Source organism: Vannielia sp. SX4, from assembly GCF_052828525.1.
The window spans coordinates 1,153,832-1,170,708 of record NZ_CM128247.1 but is presented as its reverse complement, the minus strand read 5'-3'; the positions used below and the strand labels follow the sequence as shown (position 1 = coordinate 1,170,708).

General features: G+C 66.7%; 19 protein-coding genes. 5 read left to right on the top strand and 14 right to left on the bottom strand.

Annotated elements, in window-relative coordinates; translation table 11 throughout:
- Positions 1-26: 26 nt before the first annotated feature.
- From soxB to ACUXVX_RS05855, 7 genes are all read right to left on the bottom strand, one after another.
- Positions 27-1,724: a thiosulfohydrolase SoxB gene (soxB, locus tag ACUXVX_RS05885; protein ID WP_446310775.1), complete on the bottom strand. Its 1,698-nt coding sequence runs from the start codon at positions 1,722-1,724 to the stop codon at positions 27-29.
- Positions 1,725-1,811: 87 nt separating this feature from the next.
- Positions 1,812-2,672: a sulfur oxidation c-type cytochrome SoxA gene (soxA, locus tag ACUXVX_RS05880; RefSeq protein WP_446310774.1), complete on the bottom strand. Its 861-nt coding sequence runs from the start codon at positions 2,670-2,672 to the stop codon at positions 1,812-1,814.
- A 31-nt stretch (positions 2,673-2,703) separates the two neighbouring features.
- Entirely contained in the window at positions 2,704-3,033 is a 330-nt protein-coding gene (gene soxZ, locus ACUXVX_RS05875; RefSeq protein ID WP_222470430.1) for a thiosulfate oxidation carrier complex protein SoxZ, read from the bottom strand.
- 25 nt (positions 3,034-3,058) lie between these two features.
- The gene (gene soxY / locus ACUXVX_RS05870; protein WP_446310773.1) at positions 3,059-3,478 is read right to left on the bottom strand and encodes a thiosulfate oxidation carrier protein SoxY; all 420 of its coding nucleotides are present in this window, start codon (positions 3,476-3,478) and stop codon (positions 3,059-3,061) included.
- A 45-nt stretch (positions 3,479-3,523) separates the two neighbouring features.
- A complete protein-coding gene (gene soxX / locus ACUXVX_RS05865) occupies positions 3,524-4,000 on the bottom strand; it encodes a sulfur oxidation c-type cytochrome SoxX (protein ID WP_222470432.1) in 477 nt (158 codons plus the stop codon).
- Positions 4,001-4,135: 135 nt separating this feature from the next.
- Complete coding sequence (locus ACUXVX_RS05860; protein WP_446310772.1) at positions 4,136-4,696, bottom strand: thioredoxin family protein; 561 nt, start codon at positions 4,694-4,696, stop codon at positions 4,136-4,138.
- 14 nt (positions 4,697-4,710) lie between these two features.
- Positions 4,711-5,448, bottom strand: a complete 738-nt coding sequence (locus tag ACUXVX_RS05855; RefSeq protein WP_261384776.1) for a cytochrome c biogenesis CcdA family protein — start codon at positions 5,446-5,448, stop codon at positions 4,711-4,713.
- A gap of 106 nt (positions 5,449-5,554) precedes the next feature.
- Between ACUXVX_RS05855 and ACUXVX_RS05850 the strand changes: the two genes are divergently transcribed.
- From ACUXVX_RS05850 to nhaA, 5 genes are all read left to right on the top strand, one after another.
- Positions 5,555-5,962 carry a hypothetical protein gene (locus ACUXVX_RS05850; RefSeq protein WP_446310771.1) on the top strand — a complete coding sequence of 136 codons (408 nt, stop codon included), beginning with the start codon at positions 5,555-5,557 and terminating at the stop codon, positions 5,960-5,962.
- Positions 5,963-5,982: 20 nt separating this feature from the next.
- Positions 5,983-6,333 (top strand): ArsR/SmtB family transcription factor, encoded by a 351-nt coding sequence (locus tag ACUXVX_RS05845; RefSeq protein WP_222470435.1) that lies wholly within the window; start codon positions 5,983-5,985, stop codon positions 6,331-6,333.
- Between the two features lie 54 nt (positions 6,334-6,387).
- Positions 6,388-7,446, top strand: a complete 1,059-nt coding sequence (locus tag ACUXVX_RS05840; protein ID WP_446311510.1) for a YeeE/YedE family protein — start codon at positions 6,388-6,390, stop codon at positions 7,444-7,446.
- Between the two features lie 15 nt (positions 7,447-7,461).
- Positions 7,462-9,030 (top strand): FAD/NAD(P)-binding protein, encoded by a 1,569-nt coding sequence (locus ACUXVX_RS05835; protein WP_446310770.1) that lies wholly within the window; start codon positions 7,462-7,464, stop codon positions 9,028-9,030.
- Between the two features lie 73 nt (positions 9,031-9,103).
- Positions 9,104-10,912, top strand: coding sequence for a Na+/H+ antiporter NhaA (gene nhaA, locus ACUXVX_RS05830; RefSeq protein WP_446310769.1), 1,809 nt, complete (start codon positions 9,104-9,106; stop codon positions 10,910-10,912).
- A 21-nt stretch (positions 10,913-10,933) separates the two neighbouring features.
- On the opposite strand, the gene ACUXVX_RS05825 is transcribed toward nhaA, so the two are convergent.
- The 7 genes from ACUXVX_RS05825 to ACUXVX_RS05795 all read right to left on the bottom strand — a co-directional run bounded on the left by ACUXVX_RS05825 (position 10,934) and on the right by ACUXVX_RS05795 (position 16,847).
- Complete coding sequence (locus tag ACUXVX_RS05825) at positions 10,934-11,860, bottom strand: LysR family transcriptional regulator (RefSeq protein ID WP_222470438.1); 927 nt, start codon at positions 11,858-11,860, stop codon at positions 10,934-10,936.
- Positions 11,861-11,954: 94 nt separating this feature from the next.
- On the bottom strand, positions 11,955-12,629 hold the full coding sequence (locus tag ACUXVX_RS05820; RefSeq protein ID WP_446310768.1) for a DUF1028 domain-containing protein: 675 nt from the start codon (positions 12,627-12,629) through the stop codon (positions 11,955-11,957).
- A gap of 11 nt (positions 12,630-12,640) precedes the next feature.
- Positions 12,641-13,057 carry a RidA family protein gene (locus tag ACUXVX_RS05815; protein WP_446310767.1) on the bottom strand — a complete coding sequence of 139 codons (417 nt, stop codon included), beginning with the start codon at positions 13,055-13,057 and terminating at the stop codon, positions 12,641-12,643.
- Between the two features lie 21 nt (positions 13,058-13,078).
- The gene (locus ACUXVX_RS05810) at positions 13,079-14,065 is read right to left on the bottom strand and encodes an NAD(P)H-quinone oxidoreductase (protein WP_446310766.1); all 987 of its coding nucleotides are present in this window, start codon (positions 14,063-14,065) and stop codon (positions 13,079-13,081) included.
- The gene (locus ACUXVX_RS05805) at positions 14,062-15,195 is read right to left on the bottom strand and encodes an ABC transporter ATP-binding protein (RefSeq protein ID WP_446310765.1); all 1,134 of its coding nucleotides are present in this window, start codon (positions 15,193-15,195) and stop codon (positions 14,062-14,064) included. Before ACUXVX_RS05805 ends, ACUXVX_RS05810 begins: the two co-directional genes overlap by 4 nt.
- Positions 15,185-15,994, bottom strand: coding sequence for an ABC transporter permease (locus ACUXVX_RS05800; RefSeq protein WP_446310764.1), 810 nt, complete (start codon positions 15,992-15,994; stop codon positions 15,185-15,187). Before ACUXVX_RS05800 ends, ACUXVX_RS05805 begins: the two co-directional genes overlap by 11 nt.
- A gap of 1 nt (position 15,995) precedes the next feature.
- Positions 15,996-16,847, bottom strand: coding sequence for an ABC transporter permease (locus ACUXVX_RS05795; protein WP_446310763.1), 852 nt, complete (start codon positions 16,845-16,847; stop codon positions 15,996-15,998).
- Positions 16,848-16,877: the final 30 nt, after the last annotated feature.

Genomic DNA, 16,877 nt, shown 5'->3' with positions numbered 1-16,877 from the left:
CTCATTCACGGGGGTGTGGATGGTGGTCAGTCGACCACCACTTTCACGTTGTCATGGTCACCTGCGGTGACCGTGCCGAGTTTCTTGATATGGCTTTCGACCACGTCCCAGATGGGCGGGCCTTCGGTGCCCTCGTTGACCGAGGCCCAGCCGGCAACGGTGTAGTTCTTGCCGGGGTCGATGGGCTCGCCGGAGGAGAGCAGGGTCATGCCCGAGATGCGCTCGCCCTGCGGCTTGCTGATGTCGATCTGGTAGCCCATGCCGCCGATGCGGACCATGTCGCCGCCCTGCTGGTAGTAGGGGTCGGGGTTGAAGATGTTGTCGGCCACGTCTTCGAGGATGACCTTGATGAATTCGCCCGTCATTTCAGTGCGATAGGCGTTGGGGTAGGTCATGGAAGTGACGTTGAAGATGTCTTCGCGCGTGATGTCCTGCCCCGGGATCATCGAGGCGCCCCAGCGGACGCCGGGGGACATGGCGATCTGGGCGTCACGCTCGGAAAGGAGGGCGTCGCAGATCAGATCGTCCCACGTCCCGTTGAAGTTGCCGCGGCGGTAGAGGGTGGTGTCGGTCTGGCCGATGACCTCGGACATTTCGGCCTCGTAGGGCGCGCGTTGTTCGTCGATCAGGGCGGCGATCTCGGCGTCGGGGGCGATGACATCGGAGAAGATCGGGATGAGCTTGTGGCGGTAGCCCATCATCCGGCCGTCTCGCACATCGAGATCCACGCGGGAGACGAACTTGCCGTGGGAGCCGGAGGCGACGACGATGGTGTTGCCGACAACCACCGGCTCGGGGAGCGCGTCATGGGTGTGGCCAGAGAGGATCACGTCGATCCCGGGCACCACGGAGGCCATCTTCTTGTCCACGTCGAAGCCGTTGTGGGAGAGGACGACGACCACCTCGGCGCCTTGGCTGCGGACCTCCTCGACCATCTCGGCCATGTGCTCGTCGCGGATGCCGAAGGAGTATTCGGGGAACATCCAGCCGGGGTTGGCGATGGGCATGTAGGGGAAGGCCTGACCGATGACGGCGATCTTGGTGCCGCCGCGCTCGAAGAACTCGTAGGGCGGGAAGAGCTCTGCCGGTTCGTCCCACTCGGCGTCGAAGATGTTCTGGCCGAGGGCGGCGAAGGGGAGGCCCTCGACGATCTCGTTCACCCGGTCGGAGCCGAGGGTGAACTCCCAGTGGAAGGTCATGGCGTCAGGCTTGAGCGCGTTCATGACGTTCACCATGTCCTGCCCCTGGGTTTGCAGGCAGGTGTAGGAGCCGTGCCATGTGTCGCCGCCATCGAGCAGGAGGGCATCGGGGCGGTCGGCGCGGATGGAATTGATGACGGTAGCCACGCGGTCCAGCCCGCCGACCCGGCCGTATTGCGCGGCCAGCGCGGCAAAGTCGCCGGAGGAGAGGGCATAATGGGAGGGTGAGCCGTCTTCGATGCCGTAGAGCGCGCGGAAGTCGGCGCCGGTGATGTGGGGCACGACGCCCTTGTTCTCGCCCACGCCGAGGTTGACGGACGGCTCGCGGAAGTAAACGGGCTTCAGCTGGGCGTGGATATCGGTCACGTGGATGAGCGAGACGTTTCCGAAGGTGTCGAACTCCAGCAGCTGATTCTGCGTGAGCGCCTGCTGCGCGGCCAGACGCGCCCAGTTGCCGAAACCGGAGGTGCCGTAGAGGGCGGAGGCGGCCATGCCGACCTGAAGGAAATCGCGGCGGGAGATCATTGTAAGCTCATCCTGTATTTATATGCGCATGTGTGCATCTGTCAGGGACAGAAAACCCGCGCCGGATTGCTCCGACGCGGGCCTAGCTTACTGGCGAACTGCCGGGGTTTCGACCGAAAGGCCGTTGCCGCGAGAGGCGACGTAAAGCTCCAGCGCGCGGAACTCATCGGAGCCTTCAGCGAAGGTCTCGGCGCGAGTGTCGCGGATGCAGCCCCGGAAGCGGTTGTGCTTGGAGATCAGCTTGGCCTGCTTCAGCCGGTAGGTGGGGAAGCCGTTGGTCTGCCCCTGGCTGAGGTGGTCGGCGCGGATCATGTTGCCGTAGTTGTCCTCGTGGCAGTTGGCGCAGGACAGCTCGAGCTGGCCGTAGCGGGTGTAATACATCTCCTTGCCCTGCTCCCAGAAGGGGGCGGCGGGTCCGTCGATGGCCACGTTCATCGGCATGCCGCGCGATTGCAGGCCGATCAGGGCCACCATGCCCTGCATCTCGTTGCCCGACCACTTCCACGCATCAGCGCCCATGCGCTCGGTGCGGCAGTCGTTGATGGCGTCTTCCATCGTGACCAGCTTGCCGGTCTCTTCATCGACCTTGGGCATGGTGGGGGTGAGGCCTGCGAAAGTCTCTACGCCCTCGTGGCAGCCCTGACAGCTTTCACCCACGGTGCCCTCGGCGGTGGCATAGGCCTCCATCGCGGCATCCACGGTCAGCATGCCGGGGTTGTCGAAATCGTCCATCTCCAGCGACTGGGTCTCGTCGGTGCGGAAACGCCAGCCGGAGTAGATGGTATCGAAGGCGTCCGACAGGTGATCGGGCGCGGCGGCTTCGGTGACGATCTCGGTCTCGCCGTTGATGGTGAGGCTGTCCTCATCCGGCCCGGCGTGGGCAGCCACCGCGAAGGCGGATGCCGCAACCAGTGCGATGTAGCTTGCGCTCTTGCTTGCTTTGTTCACGCGTCCCTCCCTGAACGTGTGCGGCGTGGGATCAGCCGACGGTGATTTCCTTGGTCTCGGTGTAGGTCGAGCCGTCATCATCTTGCCAGGTGAACTCGAAGGTCCCGCTCTCGGGCACGGTGGCCTCGAATTCGAAATACGGGTTGGTCGAGATCGCCGGCTCCATCTTCACGTCGATCACGGTCTCGCCGTTGAAGGTGCAAGTGAAGTGGTTGATGATCGAGCGCGGAATGGGGTTGCCGTCGCCATCCTTGCGCTGGCCGCTCTCCATGGGGTGCGAGATCAGGGTTTTGATCGTGATCGCCTCGCCGGCAGAGGCCGACTTGGGGACTTTGACGCGGGGTTTGACACCAGATGCCATTGTTTTCGTCTCCTCTATCTCTGCCTCAGCCGCCGCAGCCGCCGATGGTGACTTTCACGGTTGCGGACGCCTGCTTGAAGCTGCCGTCGGCCATTTTGGCCACCGCGATCACGTCTTGCGTTTTGGCGAGGCGGATGCGGGTGGAGCCGGACTGCGACGCGGCGAGCGCACCGAAGGTGAAGGTGGCGACAGCGGGCGTGGGGTTGCCCGTGGCCAGCACCATGATGCTCTCTGCACCTTCGGCCGACACGCCGACTGGCACGGTGTTGCCGTTCTCGGCAATCTCGGGTGCGTTGATGGTGACGCCGCCTTCGGCCACATCGGCCCCGCCGGTGAAGGCGGTGATCGCATCGGCCACGGCGTCGGCCATGGCGGGCATCGGCAGGGCGGCGGCCAGAGCGGCGCCGGCACCGAGGAAGAGGGTGTCTCGTCTGCTAAGGGTCATTGAAGCCTCCTTGGCGGCCCGCAGATCGGGCCGGTGAGCAATGGGTTATTCGTCTTTCAGGGTCATCAGGAAGGCGACGACATCCTCGACATCCTGAGCGGTCAGAAGCGGGGCGACATCGCCCTCATGGGCCTTGCCGGTGTAGGCGTTGCCAAGCCGGATGAAGCCCTCGGTCTTGTAGAACGACGGCATCATGGTGCCCTCGAAGGTTTTCTTGGCGTTCGCCACGATCCCGCGCAGTTCGGCCTCGGTCCAGCGGCTGCCGGCTCCGTCGAGCGCCGGGCCAATCTCGCCCTGGAAGGCCAGCTCGGGCAGCGCGCCGATCTGGTGGCAGGCGACGCAGTTGCCCGCGCCCTTGTTCATCAGCACCGCGCCATTCTCGACATCACCGGGCGCGCCGGTGAGCGAGGCTTCGACTGCGCCGTAATCATCATAGGCAACGGCGGTGGGGGCGACGGTTTCGGCCCAGGCTGCCGTGCCGAGCACGGTTGCGGCGGCGATCGCTCCAAGCGTTTTGTTCATGATCCCTCCCTTGGGTGGCCGGGCCGCTGCGGACCCGCTACCTTTGTCGGCATACGGTAGCGCACAACCGGGCACCACCGCAATAACAAATTCAGTTACCTGAATTATTGATTATGTTGCACCGCAGCATTGGCCTCAGCCCTGCTGCTCGGCGAACTTGCGGGCGTGGTATTTTTGAAAGGGTTCATCGCCCTCGTAGCCCTTTTCGAGAACCCAGGTGAGCAGGTTCATCGTGGTCCATTTGCCAAAAGCGCCGGGCATGGTGACCACGGCGGCCTGCGCCCCGGTTTTGCCTTCCTCGACCTCTTCGGGGAAGAAGAGAATCGTCGGGGTGAAGAGCGCGTTCCAGCGTTTGACCATGTCTTTCTCGGCCATCGCCTCGCCATCGAAGTCGGTCACCTCGATATCGCCGAACATGTTCAGGCGGACGACGAAGAAGTTCTCTTCGATCAGCTGTTTCACCGCCGGGTCGGAGAACACCTCTTCGTGCATCTTGGTGCAGTAGATGCAGCCACGCTGCTCGATGATGACCATGAAGCGCTTGCCCTCGGCCCCCGCCTCGGCAAGATCGTCGGACATGTCCTTGAAGGTGTCTCGGAACCAAGGCTCGATGTGCAGCCCGTCGTCGCCCAGTTCGGCGGCATGGCTCGCAGTGGCCATGAGAGTGGCGGCGAGGAAGGTGAGCAGGCGTTTCATGGGTGCCTCCTTGGTCAGTTGGTGAAGGCCGGGAACTTCTCGATCAGCCACCAAGCGATGGCGTTGACGGTCCCGGTGAGAATTAGGACGGCGAAGAGGATGAGCAAGGCGCCCATGACCTTCTCCATCTTGCCGAGGTGCTTTCGGAAGGCCCCGGCGAACTGCATGAAGGGCGCGGTGAAGAGCGCCGCGAGGATGAAGGGCAGCACCATGCCGGCGCCGAAGACGTTGACCATGAGCAGCCCGCGCCATGCGGTCTCATCTGTGGAGGCCATCATGAAGACGCCGGTGAGCACGCCGCCGACGCAGGGCGTCCACCCGGCCATGAAGGCGAGTCCGACGAGGTAGCTTGACCAGATGGTCATGTTGGAGGTGTCACCCGCGTCGATCTGGAGCGTCCGATCGAGAAAGCCGATGCGGTAGAGGCCGAGGAAGTGCAGCCCCATGATCAGCACCAGCGCCCCGGCGGCGTAGCGGAAGTAGTCGATATAGGTTTTGAACAGCTCAGAGATGGCGAAGGCCCCTGCCCCAAGGATCGCGAAGACGGTCATCATGCCGAGCGAAAACATGATGGCGGAGGCGATCAGGCGCAGGCGGGCGCCGCGCGCGAGGGTGCCATCGGCGGAAATCTCGGACATACCGACCCCGGCCATGTAGCTGAGGTAGAACGGCACAATGGGCAGCACGCAGGGCGAGAAGAACACGATGAGCCCGCCGATGAAGGCGCTCCAGATGCCGACGTCGAGCAGCATGGCCGCCTCCTCCTGATTACGGGCTGTCATTTTGGGCTATCGGCGCGCGGGCAGCGCACTGACAGCGGGCCTTGTTTCGGACCCATTATCATATTATGTTTGTTGAATGGAACGTCAATCGGGATCGGCGCCCTTGCGGCTTGCGGCTCTCCTCCTGACCTTCACCCTCGCGGTCCTGCCCCTTGCGGCACGGGCCGAGATGGTGCTTGTCATGGTGGAAGAGGCGGGCTGCGCGTGGTGTGCGCGGTGGAACAAGGAGATCGGGCCGATCTACGGCAAGACGCCCGAGGGCGAGGCCGCGCCGCTGCAGCGTGTAGATATTGGCGCGCCGCCCGGTGACATCGACTTTGCCCGTGGTTTGCACTTCACGCCCACCTTCGTTCTGGTCCGCGATGGCGCGGAGCTTGCGCGGATCGAGGGCTATCCGGGCGAGGACTTTTTCTGGGGGCTGCTGGGGCAAATGCTGGAGCAGAACGGGGTGGCTCTGACGGCGAGCGCCGGGGCTGAAGGATGAGAGGCGAGGGAACGCGAGAGATGCTTGACGACAAACCCAACCTTCCGGTGTTCGACAAGAACATGTGCGCCGAAGACATGGAGCGGATGGTGGCCAATGCGACCGCCGCCGCCAACTTTCTGAAGGCGATCAGCCATGAGGGCCGCCTGATGATCCTGTGCCACCTCGCCACCGGTGAGAAGACGGTGACCGAGCTGGAGGAGCTGCTGAGCGCCCGGCAGGCCGCCGTGTCGCAACAGCTGTCGCGGCTGCGGCTCGAAGGGCTCGTGACCCCACGCCGGGACGGCAAGGCGATTTACTACAGCCTCGCGGATGACCGCCCGAAGAAGATGATGGAAGTCGTCTACGAGATGTTCTGCAAGGAGGGCTGACGCGCCCTTTGCGGATGTCCGGGCCTTTGGGAGGAGAGCCGGGTGTTCGACACCATTCTTGACCGGATCGGAGATGCCAACGCCGTCGCCCTCGTGGGGCTGGCGGGCGGCGTGCTGCTGGGCCTTGCGGCCCGGATGGGGCGGTTCTGCACGCTGGGCGCGATCGAAGACCAGCTCTATGCCGGAGACAGCCGCCGCCTGCGGATGTGGGCGCTGGCCATCGGCACCGCCGTCATCGGCGCGGCGCTGGCCCGCGCGGGCGGCAGCTTTGACCCCACCGAAACGCTCTATCTCAGCCGCGTCTGGTCTCCGCTGGGCAGCATCATCGGCGGGCTGCTCTTTGGCTATGGCATGGCGATTGCGGGCAACTGCGGTTACGGCGCGCTGGCGCGGTTGGGGGGCGGCGATCTGCGCGGGTTCATCATCGTGTTGGTGATGGGCCTTTCGGCCTATGCGGTGCTGTCCGGCCCGCTGGCCCATGCGCGGGTCTGGCTCTTTCCGGTGGATGACATGGCGGTCGCGCCGCAGGGGTTTGCCGAGAGCCTCGGCGGGGCCACGGGCCTCTCGCCCGTGGCGGTGGCGCTGGCCATCGGCGGGGCGATCCTGCTGCTGGGCCTCGCCAGCCGGGAGATGCTGCGCTCGCCGGGCCATGTGCTCTGGGGCATCGCGGTGGGCCTTGCGGTGCTCTCCGGCTGGATCGGGACGTGGTGGGTGGCGCACACCGGGTTCGACGGCGAGCGGATCACGACGCATAGCTTTTCGCAGCCTTTGGGGGACACGATCTTCTGGCTGATGACGGCGAGCGGCAACACGCTGAGCTTTAGCGTCGGCTCGGTGGCAGGCGTGCTGATCGGCGCCTTTGCCGGATCGCTCATAAAGGGCCACTTTCGCTGGGAGGCCTGCGAAGACCCGCGCGAGCTGAAGCGCCAGATGATCGGTGCGGCGCTTATGGGGCCGGGTGCGGTGCTGGCGGTGGGTTGCTCGGTGGGGCAAGGGATCAGCGCCTTCTCGGTGCTGGCGTGGTCGGCCCCGCTGACCTTTGCCGCGATATACGCGGGCGCGGCACTGGGGCTGCGGCAGCTCATTTCGGGCTTCCACACGGCGCGGGGATAGCGGACAGTCGCGCCCATGAGTGAGACGAAGGGCGGCAGCCGGATTGCGATCATCGGGATGGGGCCAAGGGGGCTTGGCGCGGCAGAGGCGCTGGCCAAACGGGCCGATGCCCCACGGCTGGAGCTGTTTGACCCGGTGCGGCCCTGCGGTGCGGGGCCGAATTTTTCGCCCGATGAAAGCCCGCTGTGCCTTCTGAACCTGCCTGTCCGCGAGGTGCGGATCGACGGCGGGGCCTTTGGCGCGTGGCTGGGCGGCGACCCGGAGGATTTTCCGCCCCGGGCGGCGCTCGGGCGGTTCTTTGCAGACAGGTTCGACGATCTGGAGGCCCGGCTGCGCCCGGTGATGCACCGCGAGAAGGTGGCGCGGATCGAGCGGCGAGACGATGGCTGGTGGCTGGAGGCGGGCGGCGCACAGGGGCCGTTTGACGAGGTGTTGCTGACGCAAGGCCAAGCCGAGAGCGCGCCGGACCCGCAGCTTGCCGACTGGCAGGATCATGCAGAGCGGCACGGCTTGCCGCTGCGGCCCGCCTACCCCGGCACGGCGCTGGAAGAGGCCGCCCACGACTGGGCGGGCAAGGTGGTGGGGGTGCGTGGGCTTGGCCTCTCGACCCTCGATGTGCTGCGGCTGCTGACCCTTGGGCAGGGCGGGCGGTTTGAGGGCGACGCTTACATTCGCTCGGGGCGCGAACCGGAGCGGATCGTACCCTTCTCGCTGGATGGGCAGGCGCCCGCGCCGAAGCCAGCCAATGCCGAAGTGGACGCGGGTTTTGAGCCGCTGGAGCCGGAGACCGAGGCGTTCGAGGCCGGGCTGGCAGAGGCCGTGAGCATGGCGGCGGAGGCAGCGCTGGAGCGGGTTTGCGCCACGCTGGAGGCCCCGGTGGCGCGGTTGGCGGGCGTGGAGGAGCGCGCGGTGCGCGACTGGCTGGCGCAGGAGCGCGAGGCCCCGGGCAGCCAAGAGACGCGCGGCGCGGTGGAGGCGCTGGAGGCTCATGTGGAGATGGCACGGGGCGGAGCACCGGACGTGGGCTATGCGCTGGGGCAGCTCTGGCGGAAATGGCAGAACGCGCTCAGGCAGGGCTTCAACCCCGCACGGATGGCCCCGGAGACCGCTGCTGCGCTGCTGAAATTCGACGATGCACTGAAGCGCTACTCCTACGGGCCACCGCTGCGCTCTGCCGAGGAACTGCTGGCACTGATCGCGGCGGGCGTGGTGGACCAGCGGGCGGTGGAAGACCCCGACATCCGGCTGGTGCCGGAGGGCTGGGTGCTGGATGGCGACACGGCGGAGCTGACCGCCGCGGCGATGGTGGATGCGGTGCTGCCCTCCCCTGCCCTCGCCCCGGTGACCGACCCGGCGTTGGCAGGTCTGCGCGATGCAGGCTGGCTGCACGAGGTGGCAGAGGGGCTGGGCGCCGCCGTGGCCGCAGATGGCAGCGCACTTGCCCGCGATGGCCGCCCGGCGGAGGGGCTGGCGGTGCTGGGGCGGATGGCCTCGGGCAGCGTTATCGCGGTGGACTCGGTGCATGACTGCTTCGGCGCCGCCGCCGACCGCTGGGCCGAGGGGGTGCTGGCGCGGCAAAGCTGAGCGGGTGTCTTGAGATGGCCGCACCGCGCCCCACCTAAGCTGTCTGACACGCGCGACCGCAGGAGAGACCCAGATGGCCCCGACGCTTGCAAAGCCCTTCGACGCCGAGCGCGACATTCTGCTGGGCGAGGGCACCGGGCGGGTCAAGACGGTGTGGTTTGTCGATTACGCCTGCCCGCACACTCGCCGCATTCGCGACATCGTGCAGCGCTCGCCGGGGCGGTTTGGCGCGCAGAACGCCTCGACCGCGGTGCGGTTCATCGAGCCTGAAAACGACACGGACGGATCGGAGCATGCCGCCCGCGCCGCCATTGCCGCCCATCGGCAGGGCCGGTTCATCGAGATGCATCAGGCGCTGTTCGAGAGCCCTCCGAAGTTTAGCCCGACCAAGGTGGAGCGGCTGGCCGAGAAGCTGGGCCTCGATATGGCGCGCTTTCGGGCGGATTTTGCCGCCGACGAGACCCGCGCCCGGATCGACGAGGACCGCGAGAGCCTTGGCGCGGTGGACGACATCATGATGCCGCTGATCTTCATCGACGGGCGGTTCTACGAGGGCGCGTGGGACGAGGACTCGCTGATCGAGGCGGTAGAGAAGCCGCTGGGGCTGCGGCTGGCACTGGCGAGCGAGGATTTCTTTCATTGGGCGGCCTCGGCAGGGCTGGTGCTGATCCTCGCCACGCTCGCCGCACTGACCATCGCCAACATCGGCTGGCACGACTGGTACGAAGAGTTCCGCGAGACGGAGTTTGCCCTGAGCTTCGGCGGCGCCAGCTTTGGGCTGTCGCTGGAAGCGTGGATAAACGACGGGCTGATGGCGCTGTTCTTCTTGCTGGTCGGGATCGAGATCAAGCGGGAGATCGTTTTTGGCGAGCTGTCCACGCGGGACCGGGCGATCCTGCCGATCCTCGGCGCGTTGGGCGGGATGGTGGTGCCTGCGCTGATTTACGCGGGCATCAACTGGGGCGAGGACACGGCGCATGGCTGGGGCGTGCCGATGGCGACGGACATCGCCTTTACCCTCGGGATCATGGCGCTGCTGGGCGACAAGGTGCCGACTTCGCTGAAGGTCTTCGTCTCGGCGCTGGCGATCGCCGATGACCTTGGCGCGATCCTCGTCATCGCGGTGTTCTACGGCCACGGGTTTCACATGGCGGAGTTCCTTGTGGCCGTGCTTGTGCTAGCGCTGATGATCGGGCTGGCGGTGGGCCGGGTATATAACCGGGCGCCCTACCTGATCCTTGGCTTGGTGCTGTGGTACTTCGTTCACGAGTCGGGGCTGCATGCCACGCTGGCGGGGGTGCTGACCGCCGCCGCGATCCCCTCGCGCCGCCCGGCGGACCCGGAGGGCATTGCCGCACAGGCCGCCGCGATCGTGGAGGCGGACACGGCGGAGGACGGGCTGGGCGATGCTGCGGTGCACCGGCTGCAGAACGCAGTGGAGCGGCTGCGGGAGCCGGGGTTTCATCTGCAGAACGCGCTGGAGAACTGGTCGAACTTTCTGATCCTGCCGCTCTTTGCCTTCTTCAACACCGGGCTGCTGATTATCGGGTCCAGCTTTTCACCCATGGCGCCCGAGGCGCTGGGGGTGATGCTGGGGCTTTTGATCGGCAAGCCGCTGGGCATTGTCGGGATCGTCTTCATCGCCACGAAGCTGGGCCTTGCGCGGCTGTCCTCCGAGATCGGCTGGCAGCAGATGATCGGGGCGGGGTTTCTGGCCGGTGTGGGCTTCACCATGTCGATTTTCATCAGCTCGGCGGCCTTCGAGGGCGCGCAGTTGGAGAGCGTGAAGCTCGCTGTGCTGCTGGCCTCCTCGGTGGCGGCCATCACCGGTTCGGTGCTGATCGCCCGCGCGCCTGCCATCGGCGGGCGGCGCGGCGACTGAGCGGGCCTTCGGCGGCAGAGGTCAGACGACGAGACCGGGCAGGCGGCGGGCATCCACGAGGTCGTGGCAATGGTCGATAAAGGCCTGCACCCGGCGTGACACATGCACCGCGCGGGTGGTGGCGATGCCGAGGTTCAGCGGCTCGGGGTTGCCGGAGAGCGGCAGGAAGATCAGCGGCTTGCCGTCTGGCGCAGTGTCGGAAACCGTGCGGATGTTGGCCAGCCCGAAGCCGAAGCCGTTGGCCACGAGGCTGCGTTGCACCGCCATTTCGCGGGTGCGCTCGATCACCTGCGGCCGCCGCCCGAGGCTGCGGAAAAGAGACAGGAAATAGTCGGAGCTGTGCGGCAGGTCGAGCAGGACCATCGGGTGATCGACGAGGTCGGCCAGCTCCAGCGTGCTGCGGCTGGCGAGCGGGTGCTCTGGCGGGAGCATCACGTAGGGCGGCAGCTTGACCAGCGGCTCGAAGGCAATGTCGCTCACGAGGGCGAGGTCGTAGGTGAGCGCGATGTCGATCCGGGCGCTGCGCAGACCTTCGAATATCTCGGCCTGGTCGAGTTCGAGCTGGGTGAAGTCGACATCGGCATATTTGTCTTCGAACTGGCGGCGGAGCTGGGGGATGAGGATTTGCGCGAAGGTGCGCAGGCAGCCCACCCGGAGCGAGCCGCGCACGGTGTCGGAGACGATGTGGGCGAGGTCATTGAGCTTGTCGGCCTCGGCGAGGATCTTCAGCGCCTGCTCCATGAAGGCCTGACCCGGTTCGGTCAGCACGGAGCCCTGCGCGTGGCGTCGGGTGAAGAGCTGCACGCCGAAGCCCGCCTCGAGCTGGGCGATGGCGGACGACATGGAAGGGGCGGAGACATTCACCTTTTCGGAGGCCAGCGAGATGCTGCCCGCCTCGCCGACGGCCACGAAGTATTCGAGCTGTCGCAGGGTGAAACGCAGGGGCATGGCGGGTCTTTCTGGCGCGGTGTGTGAGTGGTGCGCCCAGCCTAGCGCGGGCGGGCGCAAAGCGCGATGGCCGGTTTGCACCGGGCGCGCGGCGTCACTCGTCGCCGGGCACGCCGTAGGAGGGGGCGGCGGAGGGGTCGAGCGCGCGGGCGACGTAATCGGCCATCTGCGGCTTGTAGGTGGCCCATGCGGCTTCCAGCGCGGTGATCGGGCAATCCTCCGTCCAGTCGATGCGCAGTTCGGCGAGCGGCCAGCTTTGCTTGTCGACCAGCAGGAGCCCGGCGGAATGGACCGGACCGGCCTCGCCGCCACCGTCGAGCCCGGCGCGGAGGGCCTGCATGAGGCGGTCGCCGAGGTCGCCGCGGCTGTGGAGGAAATTGCCCACCATCGCCTCGGGCACGCCGGTGTCGGCGAGCAGGTTGCCCGCTGCGGCCACGTCGTTGCCTTGCGCCGAGGACCAGAGGCCCAGCACGTTGCCGCCCGAATAGACGGCGCTCTGCCCCGAGCGCCCGACCGCGAGCACCTGCCGGTACTCCATGTGCGATCCCGTGCGCTCCAGGATCGAGACCGCCTCCCGCGCGGTCGCCCCGCGCTCCATCAGGTCGAGCGCGTGCGGGCCGAGCCGGGGGTCGGTCACATTCTGCGAGGCGACCGCGCCGACGCCGGCGCGGGCATGGGCGCAGCGGGCCGCGACGGCCGGGGAGGAGGAGGAGACGACCATGCCGAACTGGCCAGTCTCCGGGCAGTGGGCGACGAGGGAGAAGGTCATGCGCGCCTCCCTCAGTCCGGGATGACGGCGGTGCCGTCGATCTCGACCAGCCACTCGGGGCGGGCGAGCGCCTGCACCACGAGGCCGGTCGACACCGGGTGCACGCCCTTGATGTATTCGCCCATCGTCCGGTAGACGGCCTCGCGGTGGCGCACGTCGGTGATATAGACCACGACCTTGACGAGGTGCTCCATGGTGCCGCCCGCTTCCTCGATCAGCTGCTTGATGTTCTGCATCACCTTGTGGGTCTGCTCCGCCGGGTCGTGGCTGGCGATGTTGACGGCGGTATCGAGCTCCTGCGGGCATTGGCCGCGCAGCCAGACGATCCTGCCGCCGGTGGTGACGACGGCCTGGGCGAGGTCGTTGTCGAGCTTCTGCTCGGGGTAGGTGTCGGCCGTGTTGAAGGGGCGGATGCGGTGGTGTTCCATTTGGGTCCGTTCGGGCTTGGGTTAGTCGGTGGGCGCGATCTGGAGGGCGATCTTGCCGAAGTTCTGGCCGCTTTCGAGGAAGCGGTGAGCTTCCGCGGCCTCGGCCAGCGGGAAGCTGCGGGAGAGCACGGGGGCGACCTTGCCGGGGCCGAGGAGCGGCAGCAGGTGCTGGCGGACGGCGCGGGAGAGGCGGGCCTTTTCGTGCGCGGGCTTGGGGCGCAGGGTGGAGGAGGTAAGCCAGAGACCCTTGCGCATGACCTTCGACAGATCGACCTGCGCCTGCGGCCCGGCCATGAACGATAGGCTCACGTGGCGGCCCTCGGGGGCAAGGCAATCGAGGTTCTGGGCCAGCGCCTCGCCGCCGACGATATCGAGCACGACGTTGACGCCTTCTCCTTGGGTGAGGTCGAGCACCGCTTCGGCGTGGGGGCCTTTGCGGTAGTCGATGGCGCGGGCGCCCATCGCCTCGAGCCGGGCGCATTTTTCAGGCCCGCCGGCGGTGGTGATGACCTGGGCGCCGGTGGCGAGCGCGAGTTGGATGCCTAGCGTGCCGATGCCGCTGGAGCCGCCGTGGATGAGCACGGTTTCGCCCGGCGCGAGGCGGCCGCGTTCGAAGAGGTTGTGCCAGAGGGTGAACAGGCCCTCGGGGAGCACGGCGGCCTCGGTGAGGCTGAGGCCCTCGGGGACGGGCAGGCAGAGGTCGGCGGAGGCGAGCGCGCATTCGGCGTAGCCGCCGCCGTTCAGCAGGGCCATGACGTTGTCACCCACGGCGGGGGATTGCACGCCCTCGCCCACGGCGAGAACGGTGCCGGAGACTTCGAGGCCGAGAATGTCGGTGACGCCAGGGGGCGCGGGCAGAGCGCCGGAGCGCTGCATGATGTCGGGGCGGTTCACTCCTGCGGCGGCGACTTCGATGAGCACTTCGCCGGGGCCGGGTTGCGGCTGCGGGCGCTCGGTGACTTCAAGCACCTCGGGGCCGCCGGGTTGGGATGCGGTGATGGCCTTCATTGTGCCTCTCCGGTGAAGATGACTGGCGCTTCGGGCAGGGCCACGGCAACGGCGGCGCCGACCTTGGGGACGTTGGCCACGGGGAGGCGCAGCATGATCGGCCCTTCCGGAGCGGCAGGGCAGGCAAGGTGCAGCTCGACATGGGCGCCCTGATAAACGGCGAAGCTGACCGTGGCCGGCACCGCGCCGGGGGTGCCGGGGGCAACAAGCTGGCAAACCTCGGGGCGGGCGAAAAGCTCGACCGTCCCGCCCGCAGCGGCCTCGGGGGCGGCGCTTTCGGGGAGGGTCAGGGGGGTGCCTGCGAGGTCGAGGGTGAGCTGCCCGGCTTCGCAGGCGGTGACGGCGCCGGTGAGCAGGTTGGCATCGCCCACGAAGGTGCCGACGAAACGGTCTGCCGGGCTGGCGTAGATCTCTTCGGGCGTGCCGATCTGGCGGACGCGGCCCTTCGACATCACGGCGATCCTGTCAGACATGCTCAGGGCCTCGCCCTGATCGTGGGTGACGAAGATGGTGGTTACACCGAGGCTTTGCTGGATTTCCTTCAGCTCGATCTGCATCGCGGCGCGCAGGTTACGGTCGAGCGCGGAGAAGGGCTCATCGAGCAGGAGCACCTTGGGGCGGATCACCAGCGCGCGGGCCAGCGCCACGCGCTGCTGCTGCCCGCCGGACAACTGCTTGGGGCGCCGGTCGGCGAATTGGTCGAGCTTGACGAGGCGGAGGGTTTCCATCGCCCGGTTGCGGGCCTCGGCGGCCGGAACGCCACGGGTGCGGAGGCCGTATTCGACGTTCTTCAGCACGTTCATGTGCGGAAAGAGCGCGTAGTTCTGAAAGACGATGCCAATCTCGCGCTTGTGGACGGGCACCTGGGTGACCAGCGCATCGTCGATGAAAAGCTCGCCCTTGTCGGGCTCCAGAAAGCCCGCGACGAGGTTGAGCAGCGTGGTCTTTCCGCAGCCGGAGGGGCCGAGGAGCGTGAGAAACTCGCCCTTGCGGATCTTCAGCCATGTGGGCTCCAGCGCCAGCGTGCCGTCGAAGGTCTTGGACACGCCGTCGATCTTGACGGCGGGGCGGGCGGGAGGCTGCCCGGGCACGGCCTCGGCGGGCTGGTGCAGCTTGGGATCAATCAACATTCAAGACCTTTTCGAGCCGGAAGAAGATGTGCGCGAGGATCAGCATGGCGGCGACGGCGACCACGTAGATCACCGAGACGGCGGCGAGCGTGGGGTCGGCGTATTCGCGCACGTAGTTGTACATGGCAACCGGCAGCGTTTGCGTGCGCTGGTTGACCAGAAAGAGCGAGGCGGTGAACTCGTTGAACGAGAGGATCGCGGCAAAGAGCCAGCCGGCGGCGAGGCCGGGCAGCAGCAGCGGCAGGGTGACGGTGAAGAGCACCCGGCGCGGCGCGGCGCCTAGGCTTTCGGCCGCGGCTTCGAGTTGGCGCTCGAAGTTCTGCAGGCTGACGTAGACCGAGCGCACCACGAAGGGCAGCACGATGGTGATGTGCAGGAACACCAGCAGCCCCATGCTGCGCGGGATCGAGACCGAGGCCGCGAGGATCAACAGGCCGAGGCCGATTGTGAAGTTGGGGATCACCAGCGACGACATCAGCACCGCGTGGAGGGTGGCCTTGCCGCGGAATTCGTAGCGGTTGAGGACGTAGGCGAAGCCGGTGCCTGCGACGAGCGCGAGCGTCGAGCCGAAGGCGGCGATGATCAGGGAGTTTTTTACCCCATCTGCAAAGTCGTCATACTCGAAGGCATGGGCATACCAGCGCAGCGACCAGTCCTGCGGCGGAAAGGTGAGGATGCTGGAGTGGTTGAAGGAGGCGATGAGCACCACCACGAAGGGCAGAAGCACGAAGCCGAGGATGAGCACCACGAGGATGCGGCCGGACCAAGTGAGCAAGTGGTCGAGAGGTGTGCGGTTCATGTCAGTGGGCTCCCTGCCGCTCGATCCGGCGCATGCCGAGGTTGAAGATGCTCAGCACCGCGATGGTGAAGAGCAGGCCCGCGAGAGAGAGCGAGGCGGCGAGTGGAAAGTTGAAGGAGGCGAAGCCGACCTGATAGACCAGCGTGGAGATCGTGACCACCTGCCCGCCGCCGATCATCTGGGGCGTGGCGAAGGCCGAGAAGGTCCATGCGAAGGCGGTGGAGCTGGCGGCGACGATGCCGGGCACCGAGAGCGGCAGGGTGACGGTGAGAAACACCCTGATGCGCCCCGCGCCAAGGCTGAAGGCGGCCTGCTCGAGTTTGCGGTCGATATGGGCGATGGCAGCGGCCAGCATGATGACGACGATGGGCAGGGTGAAGTGGACCAGCGCGATGACCACGCCCATTGTGGTGAACATGAAGGAGATCGGCTCGTCTATCAGTCCCAGCCCCAGGAGGGCCGAGTTGAGAAAGCCCTGATTGCCCAGAACGATGATCCACGAATAGGTGCGCACCACCTCGCCCAGAAAGAGCGGCGTGAGGGTGATGATGAGCATCGCCCCGCGCAGCCATCCGGAGCGCGTGCGGAGCATGGCGAAGGCCAGCGGGTAGCCGATGAGCAGGGTAAAGAGCGCCGTCCAGAAGCAGAGCAGGACGGTGGTGATGAAGGCCTTGCCGTAGGCGGGCTTCAGCAGCGTGGTGAAGTTGTCGAAGGTGAAGCCGCCGGGATCGAGCATGCCCGGCACATGGGCGCGCAGGCTGTATTGCAGGATCGCCAGAAACGACGCGGCGATGCCGATGGCGATGAGCCCGGCGGGGGTGACGAACCAGCCCAGAAACGGTCGTTTGGTCATGGTGCTCTTCTGGTCATTCAAGGTGCCGGG

What these genes read in the sequence shown, in the direction of transcription:
- ACUXVX_RS05815 (WP_446310767.1), bottom strand. Translation starts at nt 13,057, where the DNA reads ATGGAACACCACCGCATCCGCCCCTTCAACACGGCCGACACCTACCCC.
- ACUXVX_RS05820 (WP_446310768.1), bottom strand. Translation starts at nt 12,629, where the DNA reads ATGACCTTCTCCCTCGTCGCCCACTGCCCGGAGACTGGCCAGTTCGGC.
- soxY (WP_446310773.1), bottom strand. Translation starts at nt 3,478, where the DNA reads ATGACCCTTAGCAGACGAGACACCCTCTTCCTCGGTGCCGGCGCCGCT.
- ACUXVX_RS05845 (WP_222470435.1), top strand. Translation starts at nt 5,983, where the DNA reads ATGCTTGACGACAAACCCAACCTTCCGGTGTTCGACAAGAACATGTGC.
- ACUXVX_RS05835 (WP_446310770.1), top strand. Translation starts at nt 7,462, where the DNA reads ATGAGTGAGACGAAGGGCGGCAGCCGGATTGCGATCATCGGGATGGGG.
- nhaA (WP_446310769.1), top strand. Translation starts at nt 9,104, where the DNA reads ATGGCCCCGACGCTTGCAAAGCCCTTCGACGCCGAGCGCGACATTCTG.
- ACUXVX_RS05825 (WP_222470438.1), bottom strand. Translation starts at nt 11,860, where the DNA reads ATGCCCCTGCGTTTCACCCTGCGACAGCTCGAATACTTCGTGGCCGTC.
- soxX (WP_222470432.1), bottom strand. Translation starts at nt 4,000, where the DNA reads ATGAACAAAACGCTTGGAGCGATCGCCGCCGCAACCGTGCTCGGCACG.
- soxB (WP_446310775.1), bottom strand. Translation starts at nt 1,724, where the DNA reads ATGATCTCCCGCCGCGATTTCCTTCAGGTCGGCATGGCCGCCTCCGCC.
- ACUXVX_RS05800 (WP_446310764.1), bottom strand. Translation starts at nt 15,994, where the DNA reads ATGAACCGCACACCTCTCGACCACTTGCTCACTTGGTCCGGCCGCATC.
- ACUXVX_RS05860 (WP_446310772.1), bottom strand. Translation starts at nt 4,696, where the DNA reads ATGAAACGCCTGCTCACCTTCCTCGCCGCCACTCTCATGGCCACTGCG.
- ACUXVX_RS05805 (WP_446310765.1), bottom strand. Translation starts at nt 15,195, where the DNA reads ATGTTGATTGATCCCAAGCTGCACCAGCCCGCCGAGGCCGTGCCCGGG.
- ACUXVX_RS05855 (WP_261384776.1), bottom strand. Translation starts at nt 5,448, where the DNA reads ATGCTGCTCGACGTCGGCATCTGGAGCGCCTTCATCGGCGGGCTCATC.
- soxZ (WP_222470430.1), bottom strand. Translation starts at nt 3,033, where the DNA reads ATGGCATCTGGTGTCAAACCCCGCGTCAAAGTCCCCAAGTCGGCCTCT.
- ACUXVX_RS05810 (WP_446310766.1), bottom strand. Translation starts at nt 14,065, where the DNA reads ATGAAGGCCATCACCGCATCCCAACCCGGCGGCCCCGAGGTGCTTGAA.
- ACUXVX_RS05795 (WP_446310763.1), bottom strand. Translation starts at nt 16,847, where the DNA reads ATGACCAAACGACCGTTTCTGGGCTGGTTCGTCACCCCCGCCGGGCTC.
- ACUXVX_RS05850 (WP_446310771.1), top strand. Translation starts at nt 5,555, where the DNA reads ATGGAACGTCAATCGGGATCGGCGCCCTTGCGGCTTGCGGCTCTCCTC.